Raw genomic sequence first — 26,314 nt, 5'->3', positions numbered from 1 at the left:
AAAAGGCGGGGTCATTTCTGTTGCACTCTAGTTATTGGCAAAAATGCGGATGGCGAGACTCGAACTCGCAAGGCAAAGCCACACGCCCCTCAAACGTGCGCGTATACCAATTCCGCCACATCCGCGTTACCTGTAATAATATCACGGCGATCGCCCCAATTAAGCACCACCAGGGGACAAATTTTTTCCATAATGGAGCCTAACTTAAGTAGTAATTAGTCACCATGGCAAAAAGAAAGACTGATAAGCCCACTAACACCACTAAGTAGCTCAAGGGCCGCAGTCTCAGGGTTACTAACCAGAGTCCAATGGTCTGTAAATTAAACAAACTTCCCCATAATAAAAAAGCAACCATGGACCCTCGCCAGAGTTGTTCCCCCAGGGGTGCCAATAAATCTGGGTTACTAAAATTTCCCAGGGGTAAAATGAACGACCAACCCATCATTAGTACAGTTTGCCGTACCGGCCCCAATCCAGCCCATTGTAGTAACCACGCCTGGGGAAGGAAAAAGACAATGCCACAGGCGATCGCCGTCCCGATGACTAGCACCCCACCAAATTCCTGAAATTCCTCAATGATGTTACGACCAAAAAGATGTAACTTTTGCCGCCAGGAAAAATCTGCCACAGGATTAACTCCACTGGCAAAAACCAACCCTCCCTGCCTTGGGGACGCCTCCATCGAAGATTGGAGTATAATCAAAGCCCCTGACCGTAATAGGGGAATGTTTAACAGGGCCGTTTCCCCCTCGTCCTCTGCCTGTTGACGGGCCAGTCGATAGGTACTAAAAACTAACCCCATCACGATCGCCATCAACCAACTGCAAGAAATACAAAGAAAAATTAGACCGTACTGAGATTGACGGGAAGATAAGACCCTGACAATGGCAAAAATATTCAAGGTGGGTGCTGCCACTAAAAAACTAACAGCCAAAGGAATGGGAGCTCCCTGTAAAAGTAAACGCCTCACTAAGGGCACACTACCAAAAGCCCCCAGAGGCAGCAGAAAACCGAGGGCGCTTCCCACCAAACTACTGAGCAAACGATTGCGGGGGAAATTAGCCACCCATTTCTGCTCATCGGTCCAAATTAGGAAAGTACTAGAAATGATAATTCCCAACAGGAGCCACGGCAGAGATAGCAACAGGGCACTACCAAGTAAATCTAAAAACAGATTAAATTCAACCAAATTAATCATCCAGGGGCAAAGCAACAATCAAATTAATGCAGCCCTTGTTCCGCTCCCTCATTTTCGGGCCCATGGCCAGGGTCCACTTTGGTTAACACTTCAAACATCGGCTCGTGGATGGCAACCATCAAAGGATCTTCATCCATGGCTACGATCGCCGGGTCCAAATTAGCCTGATTCAGAGAAGGAACCAAGGGTTTACCCAGAATACTAGAGTAGGCGGCCACCACCACAGCGGCGGCAGTCACACTACCCCAGAACCAAATACCACGCCAACGATTTTCCTGCTCTAGTTTGGCAAATACCCTCTGGGCCAACACATCGGCGTCAATAGCCGGCGGCACTGGCACTTGGGGCAAAGCGTTTTGCAAACGAATCAACCCCAGATAGGTCTGCTTAAACTCTGGGTCGCTATCAATCCAGCCTTGTACCTGTTTCTTCTCTTGGGGGGTAACCTCCCCGTCAATGTAAGCACTCAACAGCTCAAATTTTTCATCAAACAATAAATCCTCATTTCCAGGTTCAGCTCCATCCCAAGGCTGCCGTGGACAATCAAAGTCAAATTTTGAATTCATAGTAAACCTCTTCGGGGGAATCTCCACCGACAAGTAATAGTGAATTAGCTGTTTGTTATTAACTCTGGCCGATTCACTCCTCACAAAGTTGGACACTCCCTAGACCAAGGGTGATGGGACTAACACCAATAATAAAAACCATTGCTGGTGGCGGAAGCTAGGATTCAATGTTTAGGGTGGGCTTAGGAAGCCAAATAGGGCTGTAAAAAAGTTTGCAACTTCGCCCGGGCCCGGGCAATGCGAGATTTAACCGTCCCGAGGGAAACCCCGGTGATTTCGGCAATTTCTTCGTAGGCTAAACCGTCAATTTCCCGCAGGATAATGGTGGTGCGGAAAGCTTCAGGTAGGTCCTTAATGGCCGAACGCAAACATTCATAAAATTCAGCAGTGGATAAAGTTTCATCGGGACTGGGGTAATCAGATTCAATGTCCCAGTCAATTTCGCCGTCATCCATGCGCCGGGGAGCGTCAAGGGAAATGGGATGACTAACCCGTTTGCGCTTGCGTAACTCGTCGTAGAAGAGGTTAGTGGCAATGCGGCTGAGCCAACCCTTAAATTTGACCGGTTCGTTTAAGCGATGGATGTTACGGTAAACCCGAATCCAAACCTCCTGGGCCAAGTCCGCCCGGTCCTGCCAGTCGGGGGCCAAGTGATAAAGAATTTTATCCACATGGGACTGGTAACGCCGGAGCAACTCATTAAAAGCGGTACTATCGGGACGGGTCTTTTGCTGACAGAGCAAAATCAGGTCAACATTGGTTAACGACTCCGGGGGCAGGGCACTTAGTTTGCCTCCGCCACTCTCGATCGCCCAGTTGGTATTGACGGCTTGATTCATGGATTTACCCAACACGGCTGACTCCTCACATAGGCTAGTTGACGTAAGGATACCGTAAGAGTTTCTAGAATCACAGGTGTTTGCTAAAAAAATTAAAACTTTTGCCTAGGCACAACGACTTTTCTCTCCACTTTCCCCGTTTTTTATCCCTAAATTTCGACAAAACTTCGACAGAACATGATCATATTGCAAAAAAAATAACACCCGGTACCAAGGGTGTCAGTGGTGCTATGGCAAGTGGTACCGTGGCTTGGCTCTGCTTACGGTAAACCAAGGCTTTAGAGAAAGTCAGCCCAACGGCTGAAGAAGTAACCCCAGATGAAAGTGGCAGCCCCAATGGCGAAGAGAGTATTGGTGAAAAAGCGACCGAATTCAGGGCTGTTGCCCAGTTGCTTATCTTCTTGCCCGGCGGTGAAAAATAAAGACCAGGCTTGGTTCCCGTTGATGGGGGCAAATTGGTTGAAGTCTTTGCGGAAGACAACGGGGGCAAATAGATCTTTGTTTTGATAAATATCAGTGTCGGCGTTCATAGTTTTACCTCTTATTTGTTCGATTTTCACGGTGCCAAGGGCAGTCCTTTGGTAGTTCATGGAGCTAGGCCCTGGTTCAGTAGATTGCTTGGTTATGCACCCAGCCAATTAGAGAGAGAGCAACCAACCCACAATGCCGTGGCCAGTAATTACTTCCATTGCCAAGAGAGAAACAAAGCCAATCATGGCAAAACGACCATTCATTTTTTCGGCGTATTCAGTCCAACCGGCTTGAACACTGCTGTCAACGTACACAGGGGGTTCAATGGCGAAGTTGTTGAGACGGTTGTCTTGGTCGAGGCGAAATCCGCGGCTAGTCATAGTGTTGATCTCCTTGATTGGGTATTTGAGGTTTTTATTTTGTAACCTTATGTAAATAAATGTAACGTATTGTTAAGATTTTTGTCAAGTCTGTTGACCAAAAGAGCTTTTTGTTGGTGGACGAATTGCTTGCCTAGGATGGGTTTGGGCACTTTGCCTAAATTCTGAGAGGGAAAATATTTTTCGTTACATTTGTGTAACATCCGCGCCAGGGAGATTACTCTGGCAAAGACGCCAGGGTCTGGGGAATGACCATTTGATGTCCTGTTCTTTTTCCCTAGTTGTCTTCCTTTCCCCAGCATTTTTGCTATAAACTGACCAGAAGTGCGTCCCATTTCGTGTGCCAGGAGTCCGTCATAGTAATGCAGGCGACCCAACCGCTGCAAACCGTTTCCCAAGCTGTCCCAAAAGAGTTTTTACAGGCGGACGGCGGCTTCAATCCCAACGTGGCCATGTTCGGGATAGCTATTCTCTTAATGCTCGCTAACGTTTTTGGCTACTGGCAATGGGGGCTGCCCCACTGGCTTTGTTTTAGTTGTTCGGTGCTGGCGCTGCACCTGTCAGGCACAGTGATCCATGATGCATCCCACAATGCGGCCCATCGGAACACCATTATTAATGCAGTGCTTGGCCACGGTAGTGCCTTAATGTTGGGCTTTGCTTTTCCCGTCTTTACCCGGGTTCATCTCCAACACCACGCCAACGTCAATGACCCTGAAAATGACCCAGACCATTTTGTTTCCACCGGCGGTCCCCTCTTCCTCATTGCCGCCCGGTTCTTCTACCATGAGATCTTTTTCTTTAAACGGCGGTTATGGCGCAAATATGAGCTACTAGAGTGGTTCTTAAGTCGGCTTGTGTTGTTCACGATCGTTTTTCTCGGCATTCATTACGGCTTTATCGGCTTTGTGATGAATTACTGGTTTGTGCCTGCTTTAATTGTTGGCATTGCCCTGGGACTGTTTTTTGATTACCTGCCCCATCGACCTTTCCAAGAACGCAACCGTTGGAAAAATGCCAGGGTTTATCCCAGCCCCATTTTAAATTGGCTCATTTTCGGGCAAAATTACCACCTGATCCACCACCTTTGGCCTTCTATTCCTTGGTATCAGTACCAAAACACCTATCACATCACCAAGCCCATTTTGGATGAGAAGGGTTGTGATCAATCCCTGGGATTACTGGAAGGGAAAAATTTCTGGAGCTTCCTCTATGATGTTTTCCTTGGTATTCGTTTTCACGGCCATAATAATTCTCAATCATCTGACAAGCCCTAGCTAGGTTGTTTGCTTTCCAGAGCTAGAGTTTGCGGTGAAAATCGGGTAAGTAATTGCCAGCCCAGATAAACCACTAGGCCCAACATGTAGGAGACCAGGGAGAACCACAGCAGATTATTGCTCTGTTGCCAGATGGCTAGCCCAAGGCAGGGTAAATAGATCCCGAAGAAGGCAAACAGCACTCCGTTCCTAAGGGGTTGGGACGCTTTAAGCCCGATGAAATAGGCTTCCAGCATAAAGGCCAGGGCGGTGCTCTCCAACAGGGGAATCAGCCAGATGGTGTATTGACGGACGCTGTCGTTGATTTCTGCATGGTTGGTTAACAGTCCGAATAGGGTTTCGGGGAAGGCGATCGCCACAGCGGCAAAGCCCAGGGCCATTAATAGGGTGGTGACGATGGCGGTGAGTAAAACCGGCAATAACAATTGATATTCCCCTTTACTCTTGAAATTACCAGTCAGGGTTTGGCTGGTCATGCCCACCCCTTGGATGGTGAATTGGCTAAGCAGGGCAATTTGTAACAGCAGACCGTTTTGGGCCAAGACTTCCGTGCCAAAGCTGGAACTGATATTAGTAAACAAAGAATAGGTGGTGATTAAAATCACAAAACGGATCAAGATGTTCCCTTTCAGAGCAATGGTGGCCCGCAACGCTCCCCAGTCCGATAATTTGGCGATCGCCGCTTTAAACTCTCCCTTCTCTTTTTCCCCTTGGGCTAGAACCACAATGGAGATCAAACCTAGGGCCAGAGCTAAATACTGACTACTGGCAGTGGCCCAACCGGCCCCCGCACTAGCCCACCCCCAACGGTTAATCATCAAATAGTCCAGACCAACGTTGGAAAAATTAGCCACCAGGGAAATGAGCAAAACTAAACCATTGCGTTCTTGTCCCAATAGCCAGCCCAAGATGACAAAATTGAGCAGCACCGCCGGAGCCCCCCAAATCCGGCCGTAAAAATAGTCCATACCCGACTGCTCCACCCCTGGAGCCCCAGTTAACAGGGCAAAACCGAATTTTTGCAAGGGATATTGCAAGGCTAAAATGCCCAAACCCAACAATAGGGCTACCAAGGCACTTCTTAGTCCCGCCACCCATACCTCCGCCTGGTCTTCTTCCCCCACAGCTTGGGCCGTGAGAGCGGTGGTGCTGGTGCGTAAAAATTTTAGGACCCGGTAGAGGTAATCAAACAAAATCGAGCCGAGGATCACCCCTGCTAAATAATCAATGTCTTCTAGATGGCCCAAAAAAGCGGTGTCCACTAACCCAGCTAAGGGCACCATCATATTGGAAAGGACAGCAATGGTGGCTAGGCGAAAAAAACGGGGTAAGAATTGATACTGGCTAGGCAGGGCAAGATTCATAAAGACTTCTAAACTGGTCAGCGGCCAAGCAAAAATGCGGTCAAAATTCACAGGGCAGATTAGACTGCTCTTCTCACATTTTGCAACAGGCAAACCGTAACAACCTTTACCAGTGGCATGGATAGGACAAGAATCTTCTATCCCATGGTCCGGTGTTTACCCTTCTTTGATTAACAAAGCCACGCTGTAGGCGGCAATGCCTTCCTCCCTTCCCGTGGGGCCCAAACGCTCGTTGGTGGTAGCTTTAATGCCAATTAAATCTGGATCAATAGTCAAAACTTTGGCTAAATTTTCCTTCATGGCCTGGATGTGGGGTTTAAGTTTGGGTTGTTCTGCCACAATCACATTATCCAGATTATTGATTCGCCAACCCCGTTCAAGGATTAATTGATGCACCTGAGCCAAAAGTTTGAGGCTATCGGCCCCCTGCCACCGGGCATCGCTGGGAGGGAAGTAGTGGCCAATGTCCCCCAAACTCAATGCCCCTAGGAGAGCATCCATTAAAGCGTGGGTCAGCACGTCGGCATCGCTGTGGCCATCCAGTCCTAAATGGTGGGCAATGGTAACTCCCCCCAAAATCAAGGGGCGATCGCCTACGAGGCGGTGGATATCGTAGCCGTTGCCGATGCGTAGAGCAGTCATAGAAATTTAGTGAGTTCAAATAATCTAAATAAATTGGGCAAGTAGAGAATAATTAGCTTACTAAGGGTTACTTGAATAACCCCCAAAAAAACCGGTTGATCCGTTAAATCTTTACCAGAGTTTAGGCTCAAAATCAGGTGGAGTCTCTGCCAACTCAAAAACTTCATCGTGGATGCTGGCCACATATAAACCCTCCCGTAACGCCTGTTGCTTTAAGTCATCTGACCAATCCACCGCCGCCAGAATGCCATACAACTTTTTATCTTTGTGTTCAGGAAAGAAGGTACGAAACTTCTGGAGCAAATTTTTTAGTTGGGTAATGGACTCTTCCCTGGGATGGCTTTTTACTTCCACCACGTAAGCGGTATTAATGTCACTGTTGGCATAGGCTAGAACGTCAATTTCTAGGTGTTGCCCTCCTTTGCTGGCCCTGACACTAGGACTAATAACTTCCATGCCAAAACGCTCCTGCAGAATGCGCTCCATGGAAGGCAAGGCCAAGCCTTCGGTAAAACTACCAAATTTTTTCCCTAACCCACCAATTTGTTTCCCCAGTTCTTTGATAAAGCGACCGTTTTCTTTGATAAGTCGATCGGTCTCTTGCATACGACGATCGGTCTCCTGCATTTGAAGATCCGTTAATTTCATACGGCGATCGGTCTCTTGCATACGGCGATCAGTTTCTTTCTGGGATTCAATCAACTCCCCCAGTAGGGCCCAAACTTCATCGGCAGTGGTGGCCATTATGTTCCTCCGTGGTATTCACTAATAGTTAACTTCTCAAAATTTTGTGAACATTGGTATTTAATACCCTAAATTAACTGAATGCCAGGATTTGCTCGTCTAGGTCAAAATCTCCTTTTTCCTCCCCTTTACCGGACGGCAGATAATCCAGTTGAAAGCTATTTTTTAAGCCTTCTACTAAACCATAATTGGGATGCCAATCTAAATGGTCTTGGGCTTTTTGAATATCGGCAAAAAAGTGTTGTTGACGCAGGGGAAAAGCTTTGCGTTTACCAAAGTCAAAATCCTTGGGGTCATAGTGGACTAATTTAACGCCCTGGGGATCAAGACCCGCCGCGGTGGCACAGGCTTGAGCTAGACCATTCATGGTGACGTATCGATCGCCGGAGATGTTATAAATCTGCCCGATCGCTGCTGGGGTAACAATGGTTTTGGCCATGGCGATCGCCAAATCTTCCACATGGCCCAGTTGGGTGATGTATTGACCATTACCGGGGATGGGAATGGCTCGACCCCTCACTAAACGGTCAAAAAACCAGGATTCGAGGGCATTGTAATTGTGGGGACCGTAAATATAGGTGGGGCGGATGGCAGTCCAGGGAATGCCGCTCTGGGCTAGATAGCGTTCCGTTTCAAATTTGCCTTTGTGGCGACTCTGGGGATCCACCGCATCGGTCTCCCGGTGGGGCATTTGGGATGATGCTTGGTAAACCCCAGCGGAACTCATGTAAACGAATTGCTGTACTCGGCCATTGTACAAGTCCACCAGGGGCTGGGTATCGCTCAACTCCCGACCGTTGTTGTCAAAAATTACGTCAAATTCTTCCTTTTCTAGTTTTTCGCGCAACTGTTCAGCGACCCGGCGATCGCCATGGATTTGGGCCACGCCATTGACGGGGTCAGGACGATTTCCCCGATTGAATAGGACCACTTCATGACCTTGGGCCACCAGCACCCGGCAGAGATGGATACCGATAAAACGGGTTCCTCCCATAATTAAAATGCGCATGGTCTACTGTCTCCCTCCAAATGGCAACTTTCCCATTATCCCCTAGGCTGTGCCTCCCCGGAATTGTGGGGTTTTCTTTAAGCAGGAAGCTAAGTTTCTGGTATGGTCATCCCCAATTTATCAGCCATGGCCTGACCTTGAGTACTAATTGCCACCGGTTGGCGATCGCCATCAAATAGTAAACTGCCCACTTTTAATTGATGTTGACTGACTTTATAAACATATTCCTCCGAACGGCGATCGACGGTGTCCGCCATGGCTTGGTAAATTTTGCTAACCCAAGGACAATTTTGCTCCGTTTGCCAGTGGCGTAATAGCTTTAACCCTGCTTCCGTGGTGGGTGCTTGGCCAAGTTCCTGTACCAGGGGATAGGGTAAACCTGCTTGTACAGCTTGGGCAGTGAGAATTTCCAAACGGCCATCGGCTAAATGGTGATGGGTGTGGAAAATGCCCCCGGCTAGTTTGATCAATTTGCCGTGGTAACCCAAGAGCAAGATTTCCTGTACCCCCACGGCCGCCGCCGCCACAAAAAGGGAGCCTAACCAATTGGCCGTTTTTACCATTTGGTCTAGGGGTACTCCCCACTGTCGAGCTAAGTCTAAACCGTTTTCTCCCAGGCAAAATACTAAGCATTGATGTTGTTGAGCCGCACTAGTCAAATGCTGTTGAAACTCTGCCAGTTGCTCCGGAGCACTGAGGGGTTGGGCAATGCCGCTGGTGCCTAACAAAGATAGACCTTCCACCACCCCAAAAGCTGCATTGGATGTGCGAGTGGCTAAGGTTCGACCAAGGGGCAAAATTAAGGAAACCATCAGAGTTTGATCTCCACTTATGTACGGCTGCAAATGGTGTCTTAATAATCGTTGGGCATAGCTGTAAATGGCGGCTTGGCCTTCCCTATCAAGCTGTTTGCCAATGCCTTCTCCCCCTTGAATAATCAGTTTTCCTTCCCCTGGGGTAAATTCCACTTCCGCCCAAACGGGGGTATGGCGAGTTAAATCCAAGTTATTGCCCGGTTCGCTGCGGGTGATGGCCAAGGCTCTGTGATGACCGAGCAAAGCCCCCTGTTCAATGGCAATTTCCGCCGTTCTAGCCGGTTCCAATAGTTCCAGCGTGACCGAATCTGGACAGTTACTAGTGAGCAAGGTTTCCACAGCGGCGATCGCCGACGCACAGGCAAACACGGGCAGGGTATAACCAGATTGGGCAGAGATAGACTGAGACAAATTTTCTCGCTACTGATTAATTACAAAAAATAGGGCGATGATCATAGAGCAATTAACTTAGTTAAGGTTAGAAACAAACTCAATTTTCTGCCCATTATTTGTCATATCTAAAAATTGTTCTAGATTTTGGCAACGACCTTCTTCCATGTAACGACGAAAAACTTTATTTAAAGCTAGATTTTCACTAAACTCTTGCCGGGCCGCTTGACGAATTGCATCGGTTAAAGTCAAAGCGCCTTCGTCTAACAGAGACAAAATAGTTAGATAGGCTTTTTCCGCAGTTTCAAAAGCATTGGCGGATTGGGTAATGGAATTGTCCCGTTTATAGTAACGATAGAGGGGCTCGGGGTGAATAGCTACTTTTTCCGTGCGACTCAATAGCTCTAAATTGAAAAGTACATCCGCCGCAAAGGGCACTTTCGTCCAGCCATCTCCCAACAATTGCCGTTGAAAAACTGGAAAAAAGGGAATGCGGGGACTAAGAATATCCGCCGCTGTGGCAAAGTTCAGTGCTTGTCGTTGGGGAAAGGGTTGCTTATACAACACCAATTCACTGTTATAAACCCCCGTGTTATCGATCGCCACGCCATATTTTTCTGCTAGGGGTACTAACTTTTCCAGACGATCGGATGCAAAGGCATCGTCCGCATCTAAGTTGGCCAGAATGTCCCCATCACAAATACTCACCGCCTTATTCCTGGCGATCGCCTCCCCACTACCAATGCCCCCGGTAAAAACTTGCTTTAGCCTGGGGTCATTAATACCCTGTTCAGCCAATAGTTGCAGGTAATCCACCTGGTCATCCACACCGATCGCTACCTGCCAATGGTCATAGGTCTGGGCCAACACACTACGAACGGTAAAAGCAATGGTGTTTTCGGCCCGGTAGGCGGGGATGATAATGCTTACTAGGGGCTGATTAACCATGGTGCAGGGAAAAAAAGATGAATAAATGTCTAAGAATCTGTTTGAAAAGTTTTATTTTGCCCCCTAAATCCCCCAATAATGGGTGACTTTTACTTAACTTCCCCCAAACTTGGGGAGCCAGGGGGGCTTTTCAAACACTCTCTAAATTTAAGGCTGTTTACAGAGAATATATAAATGTCGATGGTCCGTAAAATAGGACCACGTTCGTTGCATATTACCTGGATCAGTATTAGATTTTATATCTAAATCATTAATCCCAGTTACCAACCATCCCCTAGGCTCCTGAAAATTAGCAGCGTCCAACTAAACAATTATCACAGGTGCCACAGGGTCGCCTCGCCGCCGGAGAATTGTCACCAAAGGCAACCAAAATCGTTTGCCAACGACAACGGGAAGTGGTCAGGTATTGGGTCATCAGGCGATACTGGCTTTTCAATTCCTCCAGGGGATTGGCCTGGTAATGGCCGGGGTTAATGCGGTAGTTAAATGGATCTAACCACTCTAAATTACCCCGACGGTGGAGCCACGCCAGAGCCATTTCCAAATCGGGAAAATGGGCTTTTAGTTGCCCTAGGTTGCCCTGGGATGGAATTTGTTGACTCAAGACCTCGGCTCGTTGTAGATATTTGCTGGCTTGACTCAAAAAATACTGACGCAATTGGCGATCGCCAGAGTCCAACCAACCGGTGGGTTCACTAACTAAGGTGAGACATTCTGCCGGTTGCAAATCTCGTCCGGCCCGTCCCACTTCCTGGAGATAATCCATCAACATCAGGGGGGCTTGGTAATGTAACACCCAACGGGTATCGGGCTTGTCTATGCCCAGGCCAAAGGCATTGGTGCAAACCACCGAAGAAATTTGCCCCGTTAACCATTTTTGTTCCAACTGTCGTCGTTGGTGGGGGCCCAAACCGCCATGGTAAGCTTCGCTGTCAAAGCCCCGTTCCTGCAACCATTGGGCTAAGTTGATGGCCATGGTGCGGGTACGGACGTAAATCAAACCGCTTTCCTGGAGATGCTTGAGCAAAAAACGCCGTAATTGTTGCCGGCGGCAATATTCACTCAGCACCATTTTGACTTTCAGATGTAGTTGGGGGCGATGGGGGCTGACCTGAAAACACTCCGGCGATCGCAAATTCAATCCTTCTACGATCAAATTCTGTTGCTGGCGATCGGCTGTGGCGGTGAAGGCGGCCAGGGGAATCTGGCCCTTGTCTCTGCCTAATCCCCGACGCAGGGCTCCCAAACGGCGGTAGGCAGGACGAAAACTATCTCCCCACTGCACCAAACAATGGGCTTCATCGAGCATGATTCCTTGCAATTTGACCTGGGGTTGCCGGAGCAAATTCCAGACTGGCTCACTCAGCAGGGTTTCCGGCGAAAGGTAAAGGAGCTTTAGTTGCTGTTGCCCCAATTGGTACAACACCTGTTTTCTTTCGGGGCGACTCAATTGGCTATGGAGACAGGCGGCGGGCAGATTTTGCCTACGTAAACTTTGTACCTGGTCTTCCATGAGGGCCACCAACGGTGAAACCACCAGGGTTAATCCCTCCCCCAATAATGCCGGCAATTGAAAGCAAATAGATTTCCCTCCTCCAGTGGGTAGTACCACCAGACAATCCCGCCTGGCCAATAGGCAATCAATTACTTCTCCCTGGGGATAGCGAAAGTGGTCATAGCCCCAAATTCGGCGGAGAGCTTCTTCCAACGATTGGCGATCAGCCATGGCAGGCAATGGGATTGATGATTTACCGGGAGACTGCAAAGTTGGTCAAATTTTACCTAACTATGTCCAAGCTTATTGTCCCCAGTAAACCGGAAAAATTAAGCTAAAGCTTCTTCCCCCCGACGGTACAATTCCCGGGCATAATCAGTCCAGGTGCCTTGGCCCCAATAACGGAAGCAACTAGTTTCCACTAATAACAGATATAGCAGAGCGTTTTGATAATCCTCCCGTTGGGTAACGCTGGGATCTTCCGCCACTAAGCGATCGAATTTTTGGTGGAATTTGGCGCTGAGTTGGTTCATTGGTTCGAGCACATTTTCATAGCCCTGTACCCAACTGAGATCATTAGTCCAAGAAGCTCCATCCATCCCAAATTGGTGGTCCGTGGCTTTCAATTCGGCGATCGCCTTTTCCACCTGTTCATGGCTGGGGGAATCGGGATTAACCCGTTGCCAAATTTTGTGTTGTTGAATGGCTTGGATCGCGGGGAAATCGGACTCTTGCACGCCGGCCGCTTCCAGTAGTTCTAAATATTCCGTGCCATTAATGGCCACTGTGCCGGATTTACCGCCATTTTCCGCCATTTTGCGAGTCGCTTGCTCGTAGGCAGGGGGAAATTCGTTCATCATGACGCCGCCATTTTCCCCATCGGCAATTTGGGTGACACAGGCAGGAATGTGGTGATTGCCCACAGGTTGTTTACCCCGCCCTAAGGCCTCGTAATAGGGCTGCATTTGGGCCACTAACTTGGTGTCGGAACCTTGGGTTTTAATGAGAGCGACAATGCTCACCGTTTCTCCCCGGGAGTTGCGGGCCACTAAGCGGTTGGGAACATATTTTTGATCACCGGAAAGGCCACTACCATCGAGGTTTTCCACGGAATGTTCCTGCACCATCAACCAACGGTAACCGCATTCTTTTAGGGCTTTAACATACTCAAACAAAGTATCAGGATGGTTGGGTAAATGCATTTCCGGGGGCGAGAAACCTTTCACCCGTTGTAATGCTTCCAGACCAAAAATATCAGCAAAGTGTTGTTGCCACGCTAACATATGTAGCTTCAAATCGGGGATGGGGGTGGAAGGGGCCACCGCATGGCTCCACATGGTTCCCAACCATTCCACATAGGGCTGATATTGGGCATCACAGGCTAACCGTTTCAGGTCATCAAGAATGTCGTTGCGGCTCATTTGCTGGAACGCCCAGAGCAAATTGCCAGAATAGTCCAACATGATGCGGGGATTGCAACCTTCCGCCACTAAACGGGGAATAATTTCCCCCAACCGACGGTAACACCAAGCAAAGGGATCGGCGTTGTGGTTATCCCCCTCCCCAGGATGCTCAAACATGTACTGCAGATTGGAAATCAACGCCCCATCTTGCCCGGCGGGAATGGTGGGTTGGTGCATATGCAGGGCGCAGGCACAGGCCGATTGCAAATTCTCCAACTGCAAATTGGTTTGGTGTAAAAACACCGGTTTATTTTCATTAACAACGGCTAATATTTCCGCTTCTTTACCAGCAATGGGGGGCAGGTTTAATTTTGTCCGTTCGGCGATCGATACCATCCGCAGTTTCTCCCAGGGTGAGTAAGTTAATGATTGTTAAGATTCGAGGTTTTTAATTGACTAAAATCTATGGCAATCCAGGTTAATGCTAGCATTGGGGCGGTTTCGGCATTGGTTACAATTCCCTTTACCAAGTCAGCAAACGTTGAAGTTAATAGTGACTAAAGGTGATGACTGAGCAGAAATACTTGATCAGAACGATGACTGCAGCGGAGATTGCTTTGGCGGTGGATTGGGCGGCTGCGGAGGGTTGGAATCCCGGTCACCAAGATGCTGACTGTTTTTACCAAGGCGATCGCCAGGGATTTTTCGTGGGTTTATTGGACGGGGAACCAATTGCCACCATTTCGGCGGTGAAATACAACCAAGAATTTGGTTTTATCGGCTTTTACATTGTCAAACCGGAGTATCGAGGTCAGGGTTACGGCTGGCAAATTTGGCAAAGGGCTTTGGACTATTTACAAGGCTGCAATATCGGTTTGGACGGAGTTTTGGCCCAACAGGCAAATTATCAAAAATCCGGTTTTCATCTGGCTTACCGCAATATTCGTTACCAGGGTGTTACCGGCGGCCTATCGTCCCCATCCCCCCATCTGGTCCCTCTAGAAGATGCCATGGCCTGGGAAGATGTATTGGCCTATGACGATCAATGCTTTCCTGCCCCCAGGGAAGAATTTTTACGAACATGGTGTCATCAATCGGGGCACCAGGCGATCGCCTACCAAGAAGATGGGATTTTACGGGGTTATGGCGTTCTACGCCCCTGCCGAGTAGGTTACAAAATTGGCCCTCTGTTTGCTGATACTCCAGAGGTAGCGGAAATTATCTTTTTAGCTCTAAAAGCAATTCCTACAGCGGAAAATACCATTTACCTAGATGTGCCAGAACCCAACCAAGCGGCGATCACTCTAGCAACGAAATATAGCCTGCAGGTAGTTTTTGAAACTGCTCGAATGTACACTGGGCAAGCCCCCTCCATCGCCCTAGATAAAATTTACGGAGTTACATCCTTTGAGTTAGGTTAACTTTTAAGTCCGGGTAAAATCCAAGTTTTCGTAAAGGATTGTGACAAAATCCCGCAAAACTGCAAAAATTCGTGGGGAAAAGTGATCCTACTTCCACACTTTGTGCATAGAATAAGGCAGTGAAACAGCCAGTCTGCGGGGATTTCAGGGGTTTTTAATGCCAAATTTCTGTGTCTATCCGGGCTGTGGAGCCTCCCGATGACCCTGTTATGGGGAGAAAATGCCTAAAAAATGAGTCTATTCCAACAAACTCACTCTCAAGGAGATTTTTTCAGATGAATAAAGGCGAATTAGTCCATGCGGTCACGGACAAAGCGAAAGAGCAACTGGGGGAAAGCATCACTAAAAAGGAGGTAGATGCGGTAATTTCAGCCGCCATTGATTGCATCATGGAAGTGGTGGCCGAAGGGGAAAAAGTAACCCTAGTGGGCTTTGGTTCCTTTGAAGCCAGGGAACGTAAGGAACGGGAGGGCCGTAACCCCAAAACTGGGGATAAAATGCTCATTCCAGCCACTAAGGTGCCGGCTTTCTCCGCAGGCAAAATGTTCAAAGATAAAGTTGCTCCTGAGAAAAAATAATTGCCACTGACCTTTGTTTGAGCGACCCCACCACGGTGGTAATTTGGGTTGGGCAGCGCAGATGGCAGGCTGTCCAGCTTTTTCTTTACTAGATTTTTCCGCCAGTATTAATCCTTTGGGCCCCCCCGCCTCTGTCCTGGCCGCCATTGAGTCAGCTTTGCCGGCCCTGCGCCACTATCCCGACCCCCAATATATTCATCTTCGTCAGGCGATCGCCGATCATCATCAGTTGTCGATGGATTGGGTGTTGCCGGGCAACGGTTCCGCGGAATTGTTAACCCTAGCGGGGCGCACTTTTGCTAGTTTGGATTGTACCTATGTGGTGGGCCCGGCCTTTGGGGACTATGGCCGCAGTTGGCGGGGAGCCGGAGCCGAGCTTAAAACTATTCCCTGGCAGGTTGATCAACCATGGCCTTGGCGAAAATTGCGATCGCCATCGGAAATTGCCAATACTTCAGCCGTCCAGTCCTCACACCACGGTTTAATTCTCAATAATCCCCATAATCCCTCCGGCACTCTACTAGCTCGGGAGGAAATTCTTGCCCTCCTGCCCCACTATCAATGGGTGTTGTTGGACGAAGCTTTTATGGATTTTCTGCCCCCGGGAGAAGAGCAAAGTCTGGTGGGGGATTTGGAGAAACATCCCAATTTAATTATTCTCCGCTCTCTGACCAAGTTTTATCGTTTGCCCGGATTACGCTTAGGTTATGCCCTAGCCCACCCAGATCTTTTAGCTCAATGGCAAGCTTGGCGGGACCCCTGGCCTGTGAATGTGTTGGCCGAAGCGGCGGCGATCGCCAGTTTGGAAGCCGAGGAATTTCGTCAACTGGTTTGGCAATGGTTACCCCCTGCCCGTAGCGCATTGCAGCAAGATTTAGCGAGTTTACCAGGGCTATTTCCCTTGCCGAGTCAGACCAATTTTTTGCTCGTAAAAACGACCATACCTGCTCCAGAACTTCAAGAAGAACTATTAACTAAATGCCAAATTTTGATCCGAGATTGTCTTAGTTTTCCCGAATTAGGTGAGGATTTTTTCCGAGTGGCAGTGCGGACAATGGCAGATAACCAAAAATTAACCCAGGCCCTAGCTACTATTATGGCCACGGCCGCCCCTAGCTAGATACAAAAATATTTAAAAGATCGGAGTAGCTCCATCAATGGCATGCTTTCAGGTGTTCAATGCCTAGACCGATACAAGAGCAATTAGGAATAATAAAAACCTGCTTGCAGAGTAATGAAGCTATCCGGCAAAGATTATATTTACCTAACTTGGGTTCAACCGATAGTCTTCAAACGTTATTCCTTATACCTTACTCAAAAAACCCTAGGTTATTATTGGAACTGGAGGCGATTATTTTAAGGACAACTGAGCCGCCGTGCAATGTCCAAATTCCTATGGAGTCCTAGGCCGTGCAAGTGAAATTTTCGGAGCAAATTTCGTCCGCTGATGCAGAAATTATTTTAAGGTGTTTACCAGATCGGATTCAAGATGCCCTAACTGCTCGTGCCACGGAAATTGATTATCCCGTTGAAGCAATCATCGAGATGGCGATCGCCACATTAACTTAAGCCAACTAAGGGCTGTTGATGCTCAGAGAATTAAGAACAAACAGGGCATCCTGGAAGATATTTACTGGGAAGAAATTGAGAAAGCAGTATCTATTGAGCTTGATTTCAACTCAGCGTTCAAGTCTTGATAATACAAAAGAAGGTCAGGCTATACTGAAAAAAGTCCACAGCTTTTATAAAATGATGCTTCAAGAACTCGAAGCCGTATTTGACGGCACAGCTCTTCAATTGGAAGTTCCCTTAAACCTTGCCGCAGGTACGAGGGTGCGAATTGTTGTTGAAAGTGTTCTACCAAATGAAGTAAAAGCACCTAAAACGTTTCTTCAAACTGCTCAGTCTTTAAAATTACAGGGTGAACCTGATTGGTCAGAGAAAATTGATCAATATTTGTATGGGGAAACTCTTTCTGACAATGACTGAAGTTTTTTTAGATACATCTTTTGCGATCGCATTATCTTCCATCACTGATCAAAATCATGTACGGGCTATTCAGCTTGCTAATCAAATTGAGGCTAACAAAATTCGTCTAGTAACAACCCAAGGTATCTTGCTAGAGATAGGCAATGCGCTTTCTAAGCAAAGATATAGAAAAGCGGCAATCCAACTTTTAGAATCCCTGGAAACTGATCCCAGTGTTGAAGTCGTTCTATTAACTAACAGTCTATACAAATCAGCATTTAATTTGTTTAAGCAACGAGAAGACAAGGAATGGGGTTTAGTGGACTGCATATCATTCATCGTGATGCAGGATCGAGGAATCACTGATGTACTGACTGCCGATATCCATTTTCAGCAGGCAGGATTTCGGGCACTATTAAGGGATTAATCACAGCAGTCAATGGCCGCAATACCCTTATGGTGACTCAAAAATCTTTCCTACTGCTAAGCTCTTAGAGCGTGTTTGAAAAGTAGGGTGAAGAATGGAAAATGGTGAAAAGAATAAAATTTTCACCATAATTAATGATAATCCGGGAATTTTACAGCACGGACATCACTGATAGCCAGTGGCAATTGGTAGAACCTCATTTACCCAAAGCAAAAACTGGGGGAAGAAAACGGAAAACTAGTCTGCGGGAGATACTCAATGCTATTTTTTACATGTTCAGAACGGGGTGTGCCTGGCGACTTCTGCCCCATGATTTTCCTAAATGGCGAACGGTCTATGGTTATTTCCAGCAATGGCACGAAGATGGTACCTGGAAAAAATTAAACCGTATCTTCCGTGAGAAAGTTCGGCTCAAAGCTGGAAGAAATACTCACCCTAGTGCCGGTTGTTTAGATTCACAGTCACTTAAAAAGGCTGGAACTGGCCAAGAAACTGGCTATGACGGCGGAAAAAAGGTCAATGGTCGTAAACGTACAATCCTCGTGGATACCATGGGATTACTTCTCGATGTTGTCGTCCATGGTGCCCATCGCTCCGACCATCAGGGTCTGATTCTACTTGCTACCTGGTTTGCTCCCCTTTGGCAGTGCCTGCAAGTTATATGGACTGATAGCACCTTTGGCGGAAAGGATTTTATCTATTGGGTGGAGCATACTTTTGGTTGGAATTTGAATGTCGTCAGCAAAAAGCAGGGACAAAAAGGCTTTGAAGTCCTACCCCGCCGTTGGGTAGTCGAGCGCACCTTTGCTTGGTTTGGCCGCTATCGTCGTTTAAGCAAGGATTATGAATATTTACCTACTACCAGTGAGACAATGCTCTATGTTGCCATGGTTCATCTCATGCTTCAAAGGCTTGCTTAAAACTTTTCAAACACTTTCTAAGAGGAGTGAGCATATCGCACCTGCTGCATGGTCGTTAGTTATTTGACTACCTTCTGAGGACAATCGAAGTACATGAGCGTTCTTAAATGGATAAATGTTGGCAAGGTTTCTGCTGAGCGAGACGACGAGCTCGTCAATTACTTCTATGATAACGGTGTTTTGAATTCAGTACTCACAAATAAGTCATCATTTTTGGTACTGGGAAGAAAGGGAGCAGGCAAGACTGCGGTTTTCAGATATCTGAAAGAGAACCCTCATCAGTATCTTAGTGATAAAGATATACTTGTTTCTCTTTCGTTTGAGGATTACAACTGGAAAGTACATTCTCTACTAAGTAATAGTGAAACGGCCGAATCACTCGCATATAAGCACTCTTGGCGATTCGTGATTTTAGTCGAAGTTATCAAGGCTTACGCCTCTCGTTGCGCCAAGGACGGTGTTACAGTCCCTCAACCAATTGCAAAAGCCCAAACCCTGCTTGAGAAACTGTTCGATCATCCTCTGCCATCGGTTTACCAATTAATTGGGCGGAAGTTACTCGGACTTTCGAAGGTAAAGTTACCAAGAGCAGGGTTGGACCTGGAAGATGGCAGCTTTGACTCCGTGGAAGTTTCTGGCGGTGAGTTGTCTTTTGAAGAAGTTTCGGCAGACAATGACATCCGCACTGCATTAGCCCAGAACGTTAGCAATATAATTGCTTATCTGGAAGCCGCACTTGCGAAAATTCAACCTTGTGAATATCGAACAGTTATCTGCTTTGATCGGGTCGATGAGGCCTGGGATAATGTCTCTCTCGATGTATCGCGGAAAGTCCTTGCTGGCCTAGTGTCCGCATCTGACTCTCTAACAGCAAAGTATAATGGCGTGGTTCGACCTATCATTTTCCTCCGTGAGGATATCTTTTCCGTACTGCCACTGAACGACTCTAACAAACTACGTGAAGACTGTGGCGCTCTGCTTAAGTGGGATCGTGACGACCTTTTTAAGCTCTTGTTGCGTCGCCTTTCTTATTTTGCACAAAAAAACGACGTGGATGCGGTGGAGGATTTAGATGGATTATTTGACAAAAACGAGATGCGGCAGCGCTCAAAACCTTCCAACTACCTCTTGAAACGAACCATGATGCGCCCAAGAGATATGATTTGTTTCTTGAGCCGTACAATTGATGCTGTGAAGGAAAGCGTTAATGATCCTTTCGAAGAAACCCCAGCTAATTTCGATCATCTGCCCGTTGAAGCAATTTACACAGCCGAACCAGGATATTCTGAATGGCTTCGTCAGGAACTACTCGATGAATGGTTTATCCAGTACTCGCATATTGTAAAGTTACTTTCTGCAATTCAAAACCATGCATCAACTCAATTCACTCGTGCCGAATTGGAATCGCAGCTAAGGGCACTGGGGGTTGAATTTACGCAAACTGGAATTCTGGACGATCTCCGTTTTCTTTTTGACAACTCAGTGGTCGGCTTTAAGATTGGAGCGTCTACCACTTGGCGCTATCGCTGTTTTTATCCATCACAAGGGTTTATTGAATCTGACCTTTATAAAGTGCATGATGGTTTAATCCGTGCGTTGAACTTGAAAGAACCACGAGACGCATCTTGACCTAAACTGTCAAATAAAAAACCGTTGCACACGAAGTCACAGGTTTTGCGGTTTGGTGAAGTTGATCTGTCCGGTGCGACCCGGTCAACAGTGACTTTAGATTAAATAGTGAAAATATATTTAAGTTTTTCTCACATTTAAGATTGCAATACCTTCGCTAAATATTTCCCTGTGTAAGAACTTGGATGTTGCGCCACTGTTTCCGGGGTTCCTGCAACCATAATTTTTCCACCCCGATCGCCACCTTCGGGGCCCAGATCAATAATCCAATCGCTACAGCGGATTACATCCAGGTTATGTTCAATGACTAAAACAGAATTGCCTTTATCCACTAGTCTTTGCAAAACGTTGAGCAAATGGTGGACATCATAAAAAGATAGCCCGGTGGTGGGTTCATCAATTAAATACAAAGTTTTGCCCGTGGCCCGGCGAGATAACTCGGAAGCTAGTTTGACCCGTTGGGCTTCTCCCCCGGATAAAGTGGGGGCCGGTTGACCCAGTTTGATGTAACCCAAACCCACATCTACCAAGGTTTGCAGGCGATTTACTGCCCTGGGAATATTCTCAAACACTGTCAGGGCTTCCTCGGTGGTCATGGCCAACACATCGGCAATGGAATGACCTTTATACTTCACCTGCAACGTTTCCCGGTTATATCTGGCTCCTTTGCACACATCACATTGCACATACACATCGGGCAAAAAATTCATTTCAATCACGTTAACTCCCTGACCAGCGCAGGCTTCACAGCGTCCCCCTTTGACGTTGAAAGAAAATTGTCCCGGCTTATAACCCCTAGCTTTAGCTTCAATGGTTTGGGTGAAAATTTCTCGAATGGAGTCAAAAATACCTGTATAGGTGGCGGGGTTGGAGCGGGGAGTGCGGCCAATGGGGGATTGGTCAATGACAATGACTTTATCGATCGCCTGGAGGCCGGTGATTTCCCCTAAATTCTTGGGAAAAGCTACTTGGCGAGAAAGATAATGTTGCAGAGCCGGATGGAGCAATTCATTGACTAGGGTGGACTTGCCGGAACCGGATACCCCTGTAACACACACCAGTTTGCCCAGGGGAATGGTCACATCAATATTACGCAAATTATTATGGCAACAACCTTGGAGGGTTAACTTGGCTCCGTTGCCATTTCTCCGTTCCTCCGGAGTGGCGATCGCCTCCCGACCGGATAGGTAAGCCCCAGTAAGAGACCTTTGATTTTTTAGTAGAGTCTGAAAATCCCCCTGACAGACAATTTCTCCACCATGGATGCCCGCCTTCGGACCAATGTCAACAATATAATCGGCGTGGCGGATAGTATCTTCATCATGCTCCACCACAATTAACGTATTGCCCAGATCCCTTAACTTAGTCAGAGTGGCCAACAGGCGATTGTTGTCCCGTTGATGCAAACCAATGCTTGGTTCATCCAAAACGTATAAAACTCCGGTGAGACCGGAACCAATTTGGGTGGCCAGGCGAATCCGTTGGGCTTCTCCGCCAGATAGAGTCATGGCGGCCCGGTCGAGGGTCAGATAATCCAAACCTACGTCCAGGAGAAATTGCAAACGGGCTTTGATTTCCTTTAACGCCAATTCCCCAATCATGGCTTGCCGGGAAGTCAACTCTAGATTTTCAATCCGTTCCAGGGTCTGGCGGATGGGCACACTGGTTAAATTGTTAATGTTGTACTGCCCTAGTTTTACTGCTAATGCTTCTGGCTTTAACCTTTTGCCGCCACAGGTGTGACAGGGTTGATTAATAATATATTTTTCTAACTTTTGCTTAATGGCATCGGAATTGGTTTCATCATAATTTTTTTGCAGGATATTTAATGCTCCAGCAAAACGACGATAATAACCTTGTTTATTGCGGTAACGGGATTCCCCTTCAAACCAAATTTCTTCTTCTGTGCCGTATAAAATTATTTCCTTTTGCTCTTTGGTTAGCTTTTTCCAGGGAGTTTGTAACTGAAAATCAAAATGCTGTCCTAAACTGTACAGTAACGACAAGTAATAGGAATTATCTTTTTCTGACCAGGGGGCGATCGCCACATACACTGGTTTTTCGGGATCAGGAATGACCAAATCTGGGCAAAAAGACCGCACAAAGCCAATTCCATGGCAATCGGGACAAGCACCGTAGGGGGAGTTGAAAGAAAATAAGCGGGGGGAAAGTTCATCCATCACCGCCCCATGTTCTGGACAGGCAAAGTTTTCTGAAAAGATAATTTCCTTGGGTAACTCTGCATGGTAAGCCTGGCCGTTTTCTGCCGCTTTTAATGCTTCTTTGTCGTCTTTTTTACCTCCATCTAACACTGCCAGCGTTGGCTTGTCCAAAATGTCAATAATGGCGGTGCCTTCTGCTTGCTTCAAACAAGTACTGAGTGAGTCTACCAATCGTTCCTGTAAACCTTCTTTTTTGATCAGGCGATCAATAACTATTTCAATGGTGTGGGCTTGGTTCTTTTTTAATTCAATATTGTCACTTAATTCTCGCACTTCGCCGTTAATTCTTACCCGCACAAAGCCTTGGGAAACTAAGCTAGAAAGTAGTTGCACATGGGTCCCTTTTTTGCCCTTTACCACCGGAGCAAGAATTTGAAACTTAGTTCTGTCCGGTAACTCCATCACCCGATCACACATTTGGTCAATGGTTTGGGGGGCAATATTCCGTTGGCAGTGGGGACAATGGGGACTGCCAGCCCTGCCAAATAACAGACGGAGGTAGTCGTAAATTTCCGTTACCGTACCCACGGTGGAGCGGGGATTGTGGGAAGTGGATTTCTGATCGATGGAAATAGCCGGACTCAACCCTTCGATGCTGTCCACATCAGGCTTATCCAACTGCCCCAAAAACTGTCGGGCGTAAGCACTGAGGGATTCCACATAACGCCGTTGTCCCTCTGCAAAGATAGTGTCAAAAGCTAGGGAAGATTTGCCTGACCCCGACACCCCCGTAAACACAATCAGGCGATCGCGGGGCAGGTCTAGATTCACATTTTTTAGGTTATGTTGTCTAGCGCCTCGAATACGGATGCTATTTTGTTCGGGCATAGGGGGAGACAAGGCTCTTAACTTTTCTTCACGATTTTAAACTGTCTTTGCTAATCTTGGCTGGCGATCGCCATTTACTTAGAAATAGGCTTAAAACCCAGAACAGTTTACGAAATTGATACAGATTTTTTTGATCGCTTTCGATGACCGTTGCAGTCTAAAGTCGGCGCCAGCGACGGCCATCTTTATTAATTAACCATTCTGCCTCCGCTGGTTCCCAGGTTCCAGCTTCGTACAAGGGCATGGAAAGAGGATCACTGGGGGCATCCCAAGCCGACAACACCGGAGTTACTACTCGCCAAGCTTCTTCTACCTCGTCGGCTCTTGTGAACAGGGTTTGGTCTCCCAACATACAATCTAATAAAAGGCGGTGATAGGCATCCGCTGCGGCCACTCCAAAGGATGAACCATAACTAAAATCCATATCTACAGTGCGGGTACGCAGTTCTGAACCGGGCATTTTTGCCTCAAAACGCAGGGAAATGCCTTCGTTGGGCTGAATTCTTAGACTCAACACATTGGGATTAGCTTGGTGGGCCACCGATTGAAAAATTAACAGAGGTACTTGCCGGAATTGAATTGCGATTTCACTCACTTTTTTAGGCATGCGCTTACCCGTGCGTAGATAGAAGGGCACCCCCTGCCAACGCCAGTTATCCACCATCAGTTTGAGGGCCGCAAAGGTAGGAGTGGTGGAACTTGGATCTACCCCCGGTTCTTCTCGATAACCCGGCACTGGTTTGCCTCCCATCCAACCAGCTTTATATTGGCCCCGGATACCGGCATTTTCCAAATTATTAATATCCGCTAAACGGGTAGCCTGCAACACTTTAACCTTTTCGTTGCGAATGCTGTCCGCGTCAATGGCATTGGGGGGGTCCATGGCGGTGAGACAAAACAGTTGCATGAGGTGATTCTGCACCATATCTCGTAAAGCCCCGGCGGATTCGTAATAACCGGCTCGTTCTTCTACCCCTACCGTTTCTGCTACGGTAATTTGCACATGATCAACAAACTGACGGTTCCACAGTGGCTCAAAAATAGCGTTGGCAAAGCGGAACACCATCAGATTTTGCACCGTTTCTTTGCCCAGGTAATGATCGATGCGATACACCTGATTTTCTTTGCAGACACTCTGCACTACCCGGTTCAAGCTTTGGGCTGAACTCAAATCCCGACCAAAGGGCTTTTCGATCACAATGCGACTTTTAACCGGGTCACTCAGCATACCCGCTGCCCCCAATTGTTTAATACCCGGGGGAAAGAAGTTGGGGGAAACAGCTAAATAAAAGACTCGATTGCCTCTGGTGTTACGTTTTTCATCCAATTCCCCCAGGAAGTTTTTCAATTTGAGATAGCTTTCTGGGTCATCCATATTGCCAGAGCAGTAGAATAAACCCTGGGCAAACTCATTCCACAGGTCTTCACTGCCAATGCCGGTGGAAAATTCTTCGATGCCCTTACGCATCTGCTCACGAAAATGGTCGTGGCTCCAGTCCCTTCTCGCAAAACCGACCACCGTTAACTCTGGAGGCAAGCGGCGCTCTCGTTTCATTTGGTAGATGGCTGGCACCAATTTCCGTTGGGTAAGGTCCCCGGATGCACCAAAAATGGTCAAAATGAGGGGTTCTGGAGTGCGTTCTTGACGGAGTCCAGTGCGGAAGGGATTTTCGAGTAGCGTTACCATGGGGAATGCTCGTATTGTGTGGCCACTTACGCTTTAAAATAACTCACAATTCCCGAAAGTTTTCTTTTTCTGGCAAAGTTTTCAGGAAAAATTTCTTTCTCAGTTCTTACTCCAAATCCTGAAATAGGGGGGTGCTGAGGTATCTTTCCCCAAAACTGGGTTGGATCATGACAATCAATTTATCTTTATTGGCAGGTCTTTTTGCCACTTTGATGGCCGCCGCCAGAGCTGCTCCAGTGGAAATCCCCGATAATATTCCTTCTTCCCTGGCTAATCTACGACCGTAGGCGATCGCCTCTTCATCGGTCACGGCAATCACTTCGTCAATCAGGTTTACATCTAACACTTCGGGAATAAAGCCCGCCCCAATACCTTGAATTTTATGCGGCCCCGGCTTACCCCCTGATAAGACTGGGCTATTTTGGGGTTCTACGGCGATCGCCTGAAAGCTAGGTTTTTTTTCTTTTAACACAGAAGCCACCCCGGTAATAGTCCCACCAGTGCCAACCCCCGCCACGAGGAAATCAATGGCTCCATCGGTATCTTGCCAAATTTCCAATGCCGTAGTCTGTTGATGAATTTGAGGATTAGCCGGATTATCAAACTGTTGCAACATATAGGCATTTGGCAAACTCTCAGCCAATTCTTGGGCTCTTCTAATACATCCCCCCATCCCTTCACTCCCCGGGGTCAGTTCTAGTTTTGCTCCATAGGCTTTTAACATCGCCCGCCGTTCTTGGCTCATGGTTTCAGGCATCGTCAAAATTAATTGGTAACCCTTGGCTGCGGCCACCATGGCAAGGGCAATGCCCGTATTACCAGAAGTGGGCTCAATCAGCAGAGTCTTCCCTGGTTCAATTAATCCCTCTTGTTCTGCCCGGTTAATCATATTAATGCCAATGCGGTCCTTTACCGAAGCCGCTGGATTCATCCCCTCCAACTTGACTACAATCTTGGCCCCACATCCCTCCAATAGGGGAATGCGATTGAGGCGAACCAGAGGAGTACGACCAATTAGCTCTGTAATATTACTGGCAATTTTCATAGGTAAGGGCCCACCAAGAAGGGAAATCTGCCTGCATCTTACAACGAA

At 47.4% G+C, this 26,314-nt stretch carries 26 protein-coding genes and 1 tRNA gene; 9 read left to right on the top strand and 18 right to left on the bottom strand.

The genetic code is table 11. The annotated features are described in order from the left end of the window. Window positions 1–44: 44 nt before the first annotated feature. The 7 genes from H6G46_RS14030 to H6G46_RS14000 all read right to left on the bottom strand — a co-directional run bounded on the left by H6G46_RS14030 (window position 45) and on the right by H6G46_RS14000 (window position 3,789). Window positions 45–125, bottom strand: a tRNA-Leu gene (locus tag H6G46_RS14030). Window positions 126–199: 74 nt separating this feature from the next. Then, window positions 200–1,198 (bottom strand): permease, encoded by a 999-nt coding sequence (locus tag H6G46_RS14025; RefSeq protein WP_010872103.1) that lies wholly within the window; start codon window positions 1,196–1,198, stop codon window positions 200–202. Window positions 1,199–1,221: 23 nt separating this feature from the next. Further along, a complete protein-coding gene (locus H6G46_RS14020) occupies window positions 1,222–1,764 on the bottom strand; it encodes an anti-sigma factor (RefSeq protein WP_020861572.1) in 543 nt (180 codons plus the stop codon). A gap of 182 nt (window positions 1,765–1,946) precedes the next feature. Then, window positions 1,947–2,618 carry a sigma-70 family RNA polymerase sigma factor gene (locus tag H6G46_RS14015; RefSeq protein WP_010872101.1) on the bottom strand — a complete coding sequence of 224 codons (672 nt, stop codon included), beginning with the start codon at window positions 2,616–2,618 and terminating at the stop codon, window positions 1,947–1,949. Between the two features lie 263 nt (window positions 2,619–2,881). Then, window positions 2,882–3,133 (bottom strand): hypothetical protein, encoded by a 252-nt coding sequence (locus H6G46_RS14010; RefSeq protein WP_020861571.1) that lies wholly within the window; start codon window positions 3,131–3,133, stop codon window positions 2,882–2,884. Window positions 3,134–3,241: 108 nt separating this feature from the next. After that, window positions 3,242–3,454: a chlorophyll a/b-binding protein gene (locus H6G46_RS14005; protein WP_010872099.1), complete on the bottom strand. Its 213-nt coding sequence runs from the start codon at window positions 3,452–3,454 to the stop codon at window positions 3,242–3,244. A gap of 47 nt (window positions 3,455–3,501) precedes the next feature. Further along, window positions 3,502–3,789, bottom strand: a complete 288-nt coding sequence (locus H6G46_RS14000) for a hypothetical protein (RefSeq protein WP_041428170.1) — start codon at window positions 3,787–3,789, stop codon at window positions 3,502–3,504. A 3-nt stretch (window positions 3,790–3,792) separates the two neighbouring features. Here H6G46_RS14000 and crtR point away from each other — a divergent pair, with 3 nt between their 5' ends. Further along, the gene (crtR, locus tag H6G46_RS13995) at window positions 3,793–4,731 is read left to right on the top strand and encodes a beta-carotene hydroxylase (RefSeq protein WP_010872098.1); all 939 of its coding nucleotides are present in this window, start codon (window positions 3,793–3,795) and stop codon (window positions 4,729–4,731) included. Here crtR and gntT read toward each other — a convergent pair. The 8 genes from gntT to H6G46_RS13955 form a co-directional block, all read right to left on the bottom strand. Continuing rightward, on the bottom strand, window positions 4,728–6,095 hold the full coding sequence (gene gntT / locus H6G46_RS13990) for a guanitoxin biosynthesis MATE family efflux transporter GntT (RefSeq protein ID WP_048908426.1): 1,368 nt from the start codon (window positions 6,093–6,095) through the stop codon (window positions 4,728–4,730). The two genes, crtR and gntT, sit on opposite strands and share 4 nt — an antisense overlap. 156 nt (window positions 6,096–6,251) lie before the next feature. Then, window positions 6,252–6,737 (bottom strand): 2-C-methyl-D-erythritol 2,4-cyclodiphosphate synthase, encoded by a 486-nt coding sequence (ispF, locus tag H6G46_RS13985; protein WP_010872096.1) that lies wholly within the window; start codon window positions 6,735–6,737, stop codon window positions 6,252–6,254. Window positions 6,738–6,848: 111 nt separating this feature from the next. Further along, window positions 6,849–7,481, bottom strand: a complete 633-nt coding sequence (locus H6G46_RS13980) for a DUF3782 domain-containing protein (protein WP_010872095.1) — start codon at window positions 7,479–7,481, stop codon at window positions 6,849–6,851. 73 nt (window positions 7,482–7,554) lie between these two features. Continuing rightward, the gene (locus H6G46_RS13975) at window positions 7,555–8,490 is read right to left on the bottom strand and encodes an NAD-dependent epimerase/dehydratase family protein (protein WP_010872094.1); all 936 of its coding nucleotides are present in this window, start codon (window positions 8,488–8,490) and stop codon (window positions 7,555–7,557) included. 89 nt (window positions 8,491–8,579) lie between these two features. Then, window positions 8,580–9,716 carry a cobalt-precorrin-5B (C(1))-methyltransferase CbiD gene (gene cbiD / locus H6G46_RS13970; RefSeq protein ID WP_020861568.1) on the bottom strand — a complete coding sequence of 379 codons (1,137 nt, stop codon included), beginning with the start codon at window positions 9,714–9,716 and terminating at the stop codon, window positions 8,580–8,582. 57 nt (window positions 9,717–9,773) lie between these two features. Further along, window positions 9,774–10,643: a glycosyltransferase family 2 protein gene (locus H6G46_RS13965; RefSeq protein ID WP_010872092.1), complete on the bottom strand. Its 870-nt coding sequence runs from the start codon at window positions 10,641–10,643 to the stop codon at window positions 9,774–9,776. 289 nt (window positions 10,644–10,932) lie between these two features. After that, complete coding sequence (locus H6G46_RS13960; RefSeq protein ID WP_010872091.1) at window positions 10,933–12,369, bottom strand: ATP-dependent DNA helicase RecQ; 1,437 nt, start codon at window positions 12,367–12,369, stop codon at window positions 10,933–10,935. Between the two features lie 98 nt (window positions 12,370–12,467). Beyond that, the gene (locus H6G46_RS13955; RefSeq protein ID WP_010872090.1) at window positions 12,468–13,937 is read right to left on the bottom strand and encodes a hypothetical protein; all 1,470 of its coding nucleotides are present in this window, start codon (window positions 13,935–13,937) and stop codon (window positions 12,468–12,470) included. Window positions 13,938–14,137: 200 nt separating this feature from the next. On the opposite strand from H6G46_RS13955, the gene H6G46_RS13950 reads away from it, so the two are divergent. The 8 genes from H6G46_RS13950 (at window position 14,138) to H6G46_RS13915 (ending at window position 20,484) form a co-directional block, all read left to right on the top strand. Next, window positions 14,138–14,962, top strand: a complete 825-nt coding sequence (locus H6G46_RS13950; protein WP_223211347.1) for a GNAT family N-acetyltransferase — start codon at window positions 14,138–14,140, stop codon at window positions 14,960–14,962. A 275-nt stretch (window positions 14,963–15,237) separates the two neighbouring features. After that, on the top strand, window positions 15,238–15,540 hold the full coding sequence (locus tag H6G46_RS13945) for an HU family DNA-binding protein (RefSeq protein ID WP_014407089.1): 303 nt from the start codon (window positions 15,238–15,240) through the stop codon (window positions 15,538–15,540). A gap of 13 nt (window positions 15,541–15,553) precedes the next feature. After that, window positions 15,554–16,660 (top strand): threonine-phosphate decarboxylase CobD, encoded by a 1,107-nt coding sequence (cobD, locus tag H6G46_RS13940; RefSeq protein WP_014407088.1) that lies wholly within the window; start codon window positions 15,554–15,556, stop codon window positions 16,658–16,660. Between the two features lie 290 nt (window positions 16,661–16,950). Next, the gene (locus H6G46_RS13935; protein WP_020861565.1) at window positions 16,951–17,109 is read left to right on the top strand and encodes a hypothetical protein; all 159 of its coding nucleotides are present in this window, start codon (window positions 16,951–16,953) and stop codon (window positions 17,107–17,109) included. An 18-nt stretch (window positions 17,110–17,127) separates the two neighbouring features. Further along, window positions 17,128–17,529, top strand: a complete 402-nt coding sequence (locus H6G46_RS18295) for a hypothetical protein (RefSeq protein WP_010872086.1) — start codon at window positions 17,128–17,130, stop codon at window positions 17,527–17,529. Further along, window positions 17,522–17,935, top strand: coding sequence for a type II toxin-antitoxin system VapC family toxin (locus H6G46_RS13925; protein WP_020861563.1), 414 nt, complete (start codon window positions 17,522–17,524; stop codon window positions 17,933–17,935). The genes H6G46_RS18295 and H6G46_RS13925 overlap by 8 nt, the downstream gene beginning before the upstream one ends. 134 nt (window positions 17,936–18,069) lie before the next feature. After that, on the top strand, window positions 18,070–18,855 hold the full coding sequence (locus H6G46_RS13920; protein ID WP_010872084.1) for an IS5 family transposase: 786 nt from the start codon (window positions 18,070–18,072) through the stop codon (window positions 18,853–18,855). 93 nt (window positions 18,856–18,948) lie between these two features. Further along, window positions 18,949–20,484 (top strand): hypothetical protein, encoded by a 1,536-nt coding sequence (locus tag H6G46_RS13915; RefSeq protein ID WP_010872083.1) that lies wholly within the window; start codon window positions 18,949–18,951, stop codon window positions 20,482–20,484. A gap of 137 nt (window positions 20,485–20,621) precedes the next feature. Here the strand turns inward: H6G46_RS13915 and uvrA are convergent, their stop codons facing one another. The 3 genes from uvrA to cysK form a co-directional block, all read right to left on the bottom strand. Continuing rightward, window positions 20,622–23,534 (bottom strand): excinuclease ABC subunit UvrA, encoded by a 2,913-nt coding sequence (gene uvrA, locus H6G46_RS13910; protein WP_010872082.1) that lies wholly within the window; start codon window positions 23,532–23,534, stop codon window positions 20,622–20,624. Between the two features lie 157 nt (window positions 23,535–23,691). Beyond that, window positions 23,692–25,221: a glucose-6-phosphate dehydrogenase gene (zwf, locus tag H6G46_RS13905; RefSeq protein ID WP_010872081.1), complete on the bottom strand. Its 1,530-nt coding sequence runs from the start codon at window positions 25,219–25,221 to the stop codon at window positions 23,692–23,694. Window positions 25,222–25,327: 106 nt separating this feature from the next. Next, the gene (gene cysK, locus H6G46_RS13900; RefSeq protein ID WP_014407087.1) at window positions 25,328–26,266 is read right to left on the bottom strand and encodes a cysteine synthase A; all 939 of its coding nucleotides are present in this window, start codon (window positions 26,264–26,266) and stop codon (window positions 25,328–25,330) included. Window positions 26,267–26,314 lie beyond the last annotated feature (48 nt).

Origin of the sequence: Synechocystis sp. FACHB-908 (assembly GCF_014698595.1) — a bacterium.
Classification (GTDB): Bacteria; Cyanobacteriota; Cyanobacteriia; order Cyanobacteriales; family Microcystaceae; genus Synechocystis.
Note: the sequence above shows the minus strand (reverse complement) of the source record. Positions and strands in the feature narration are given on the sequence as shown.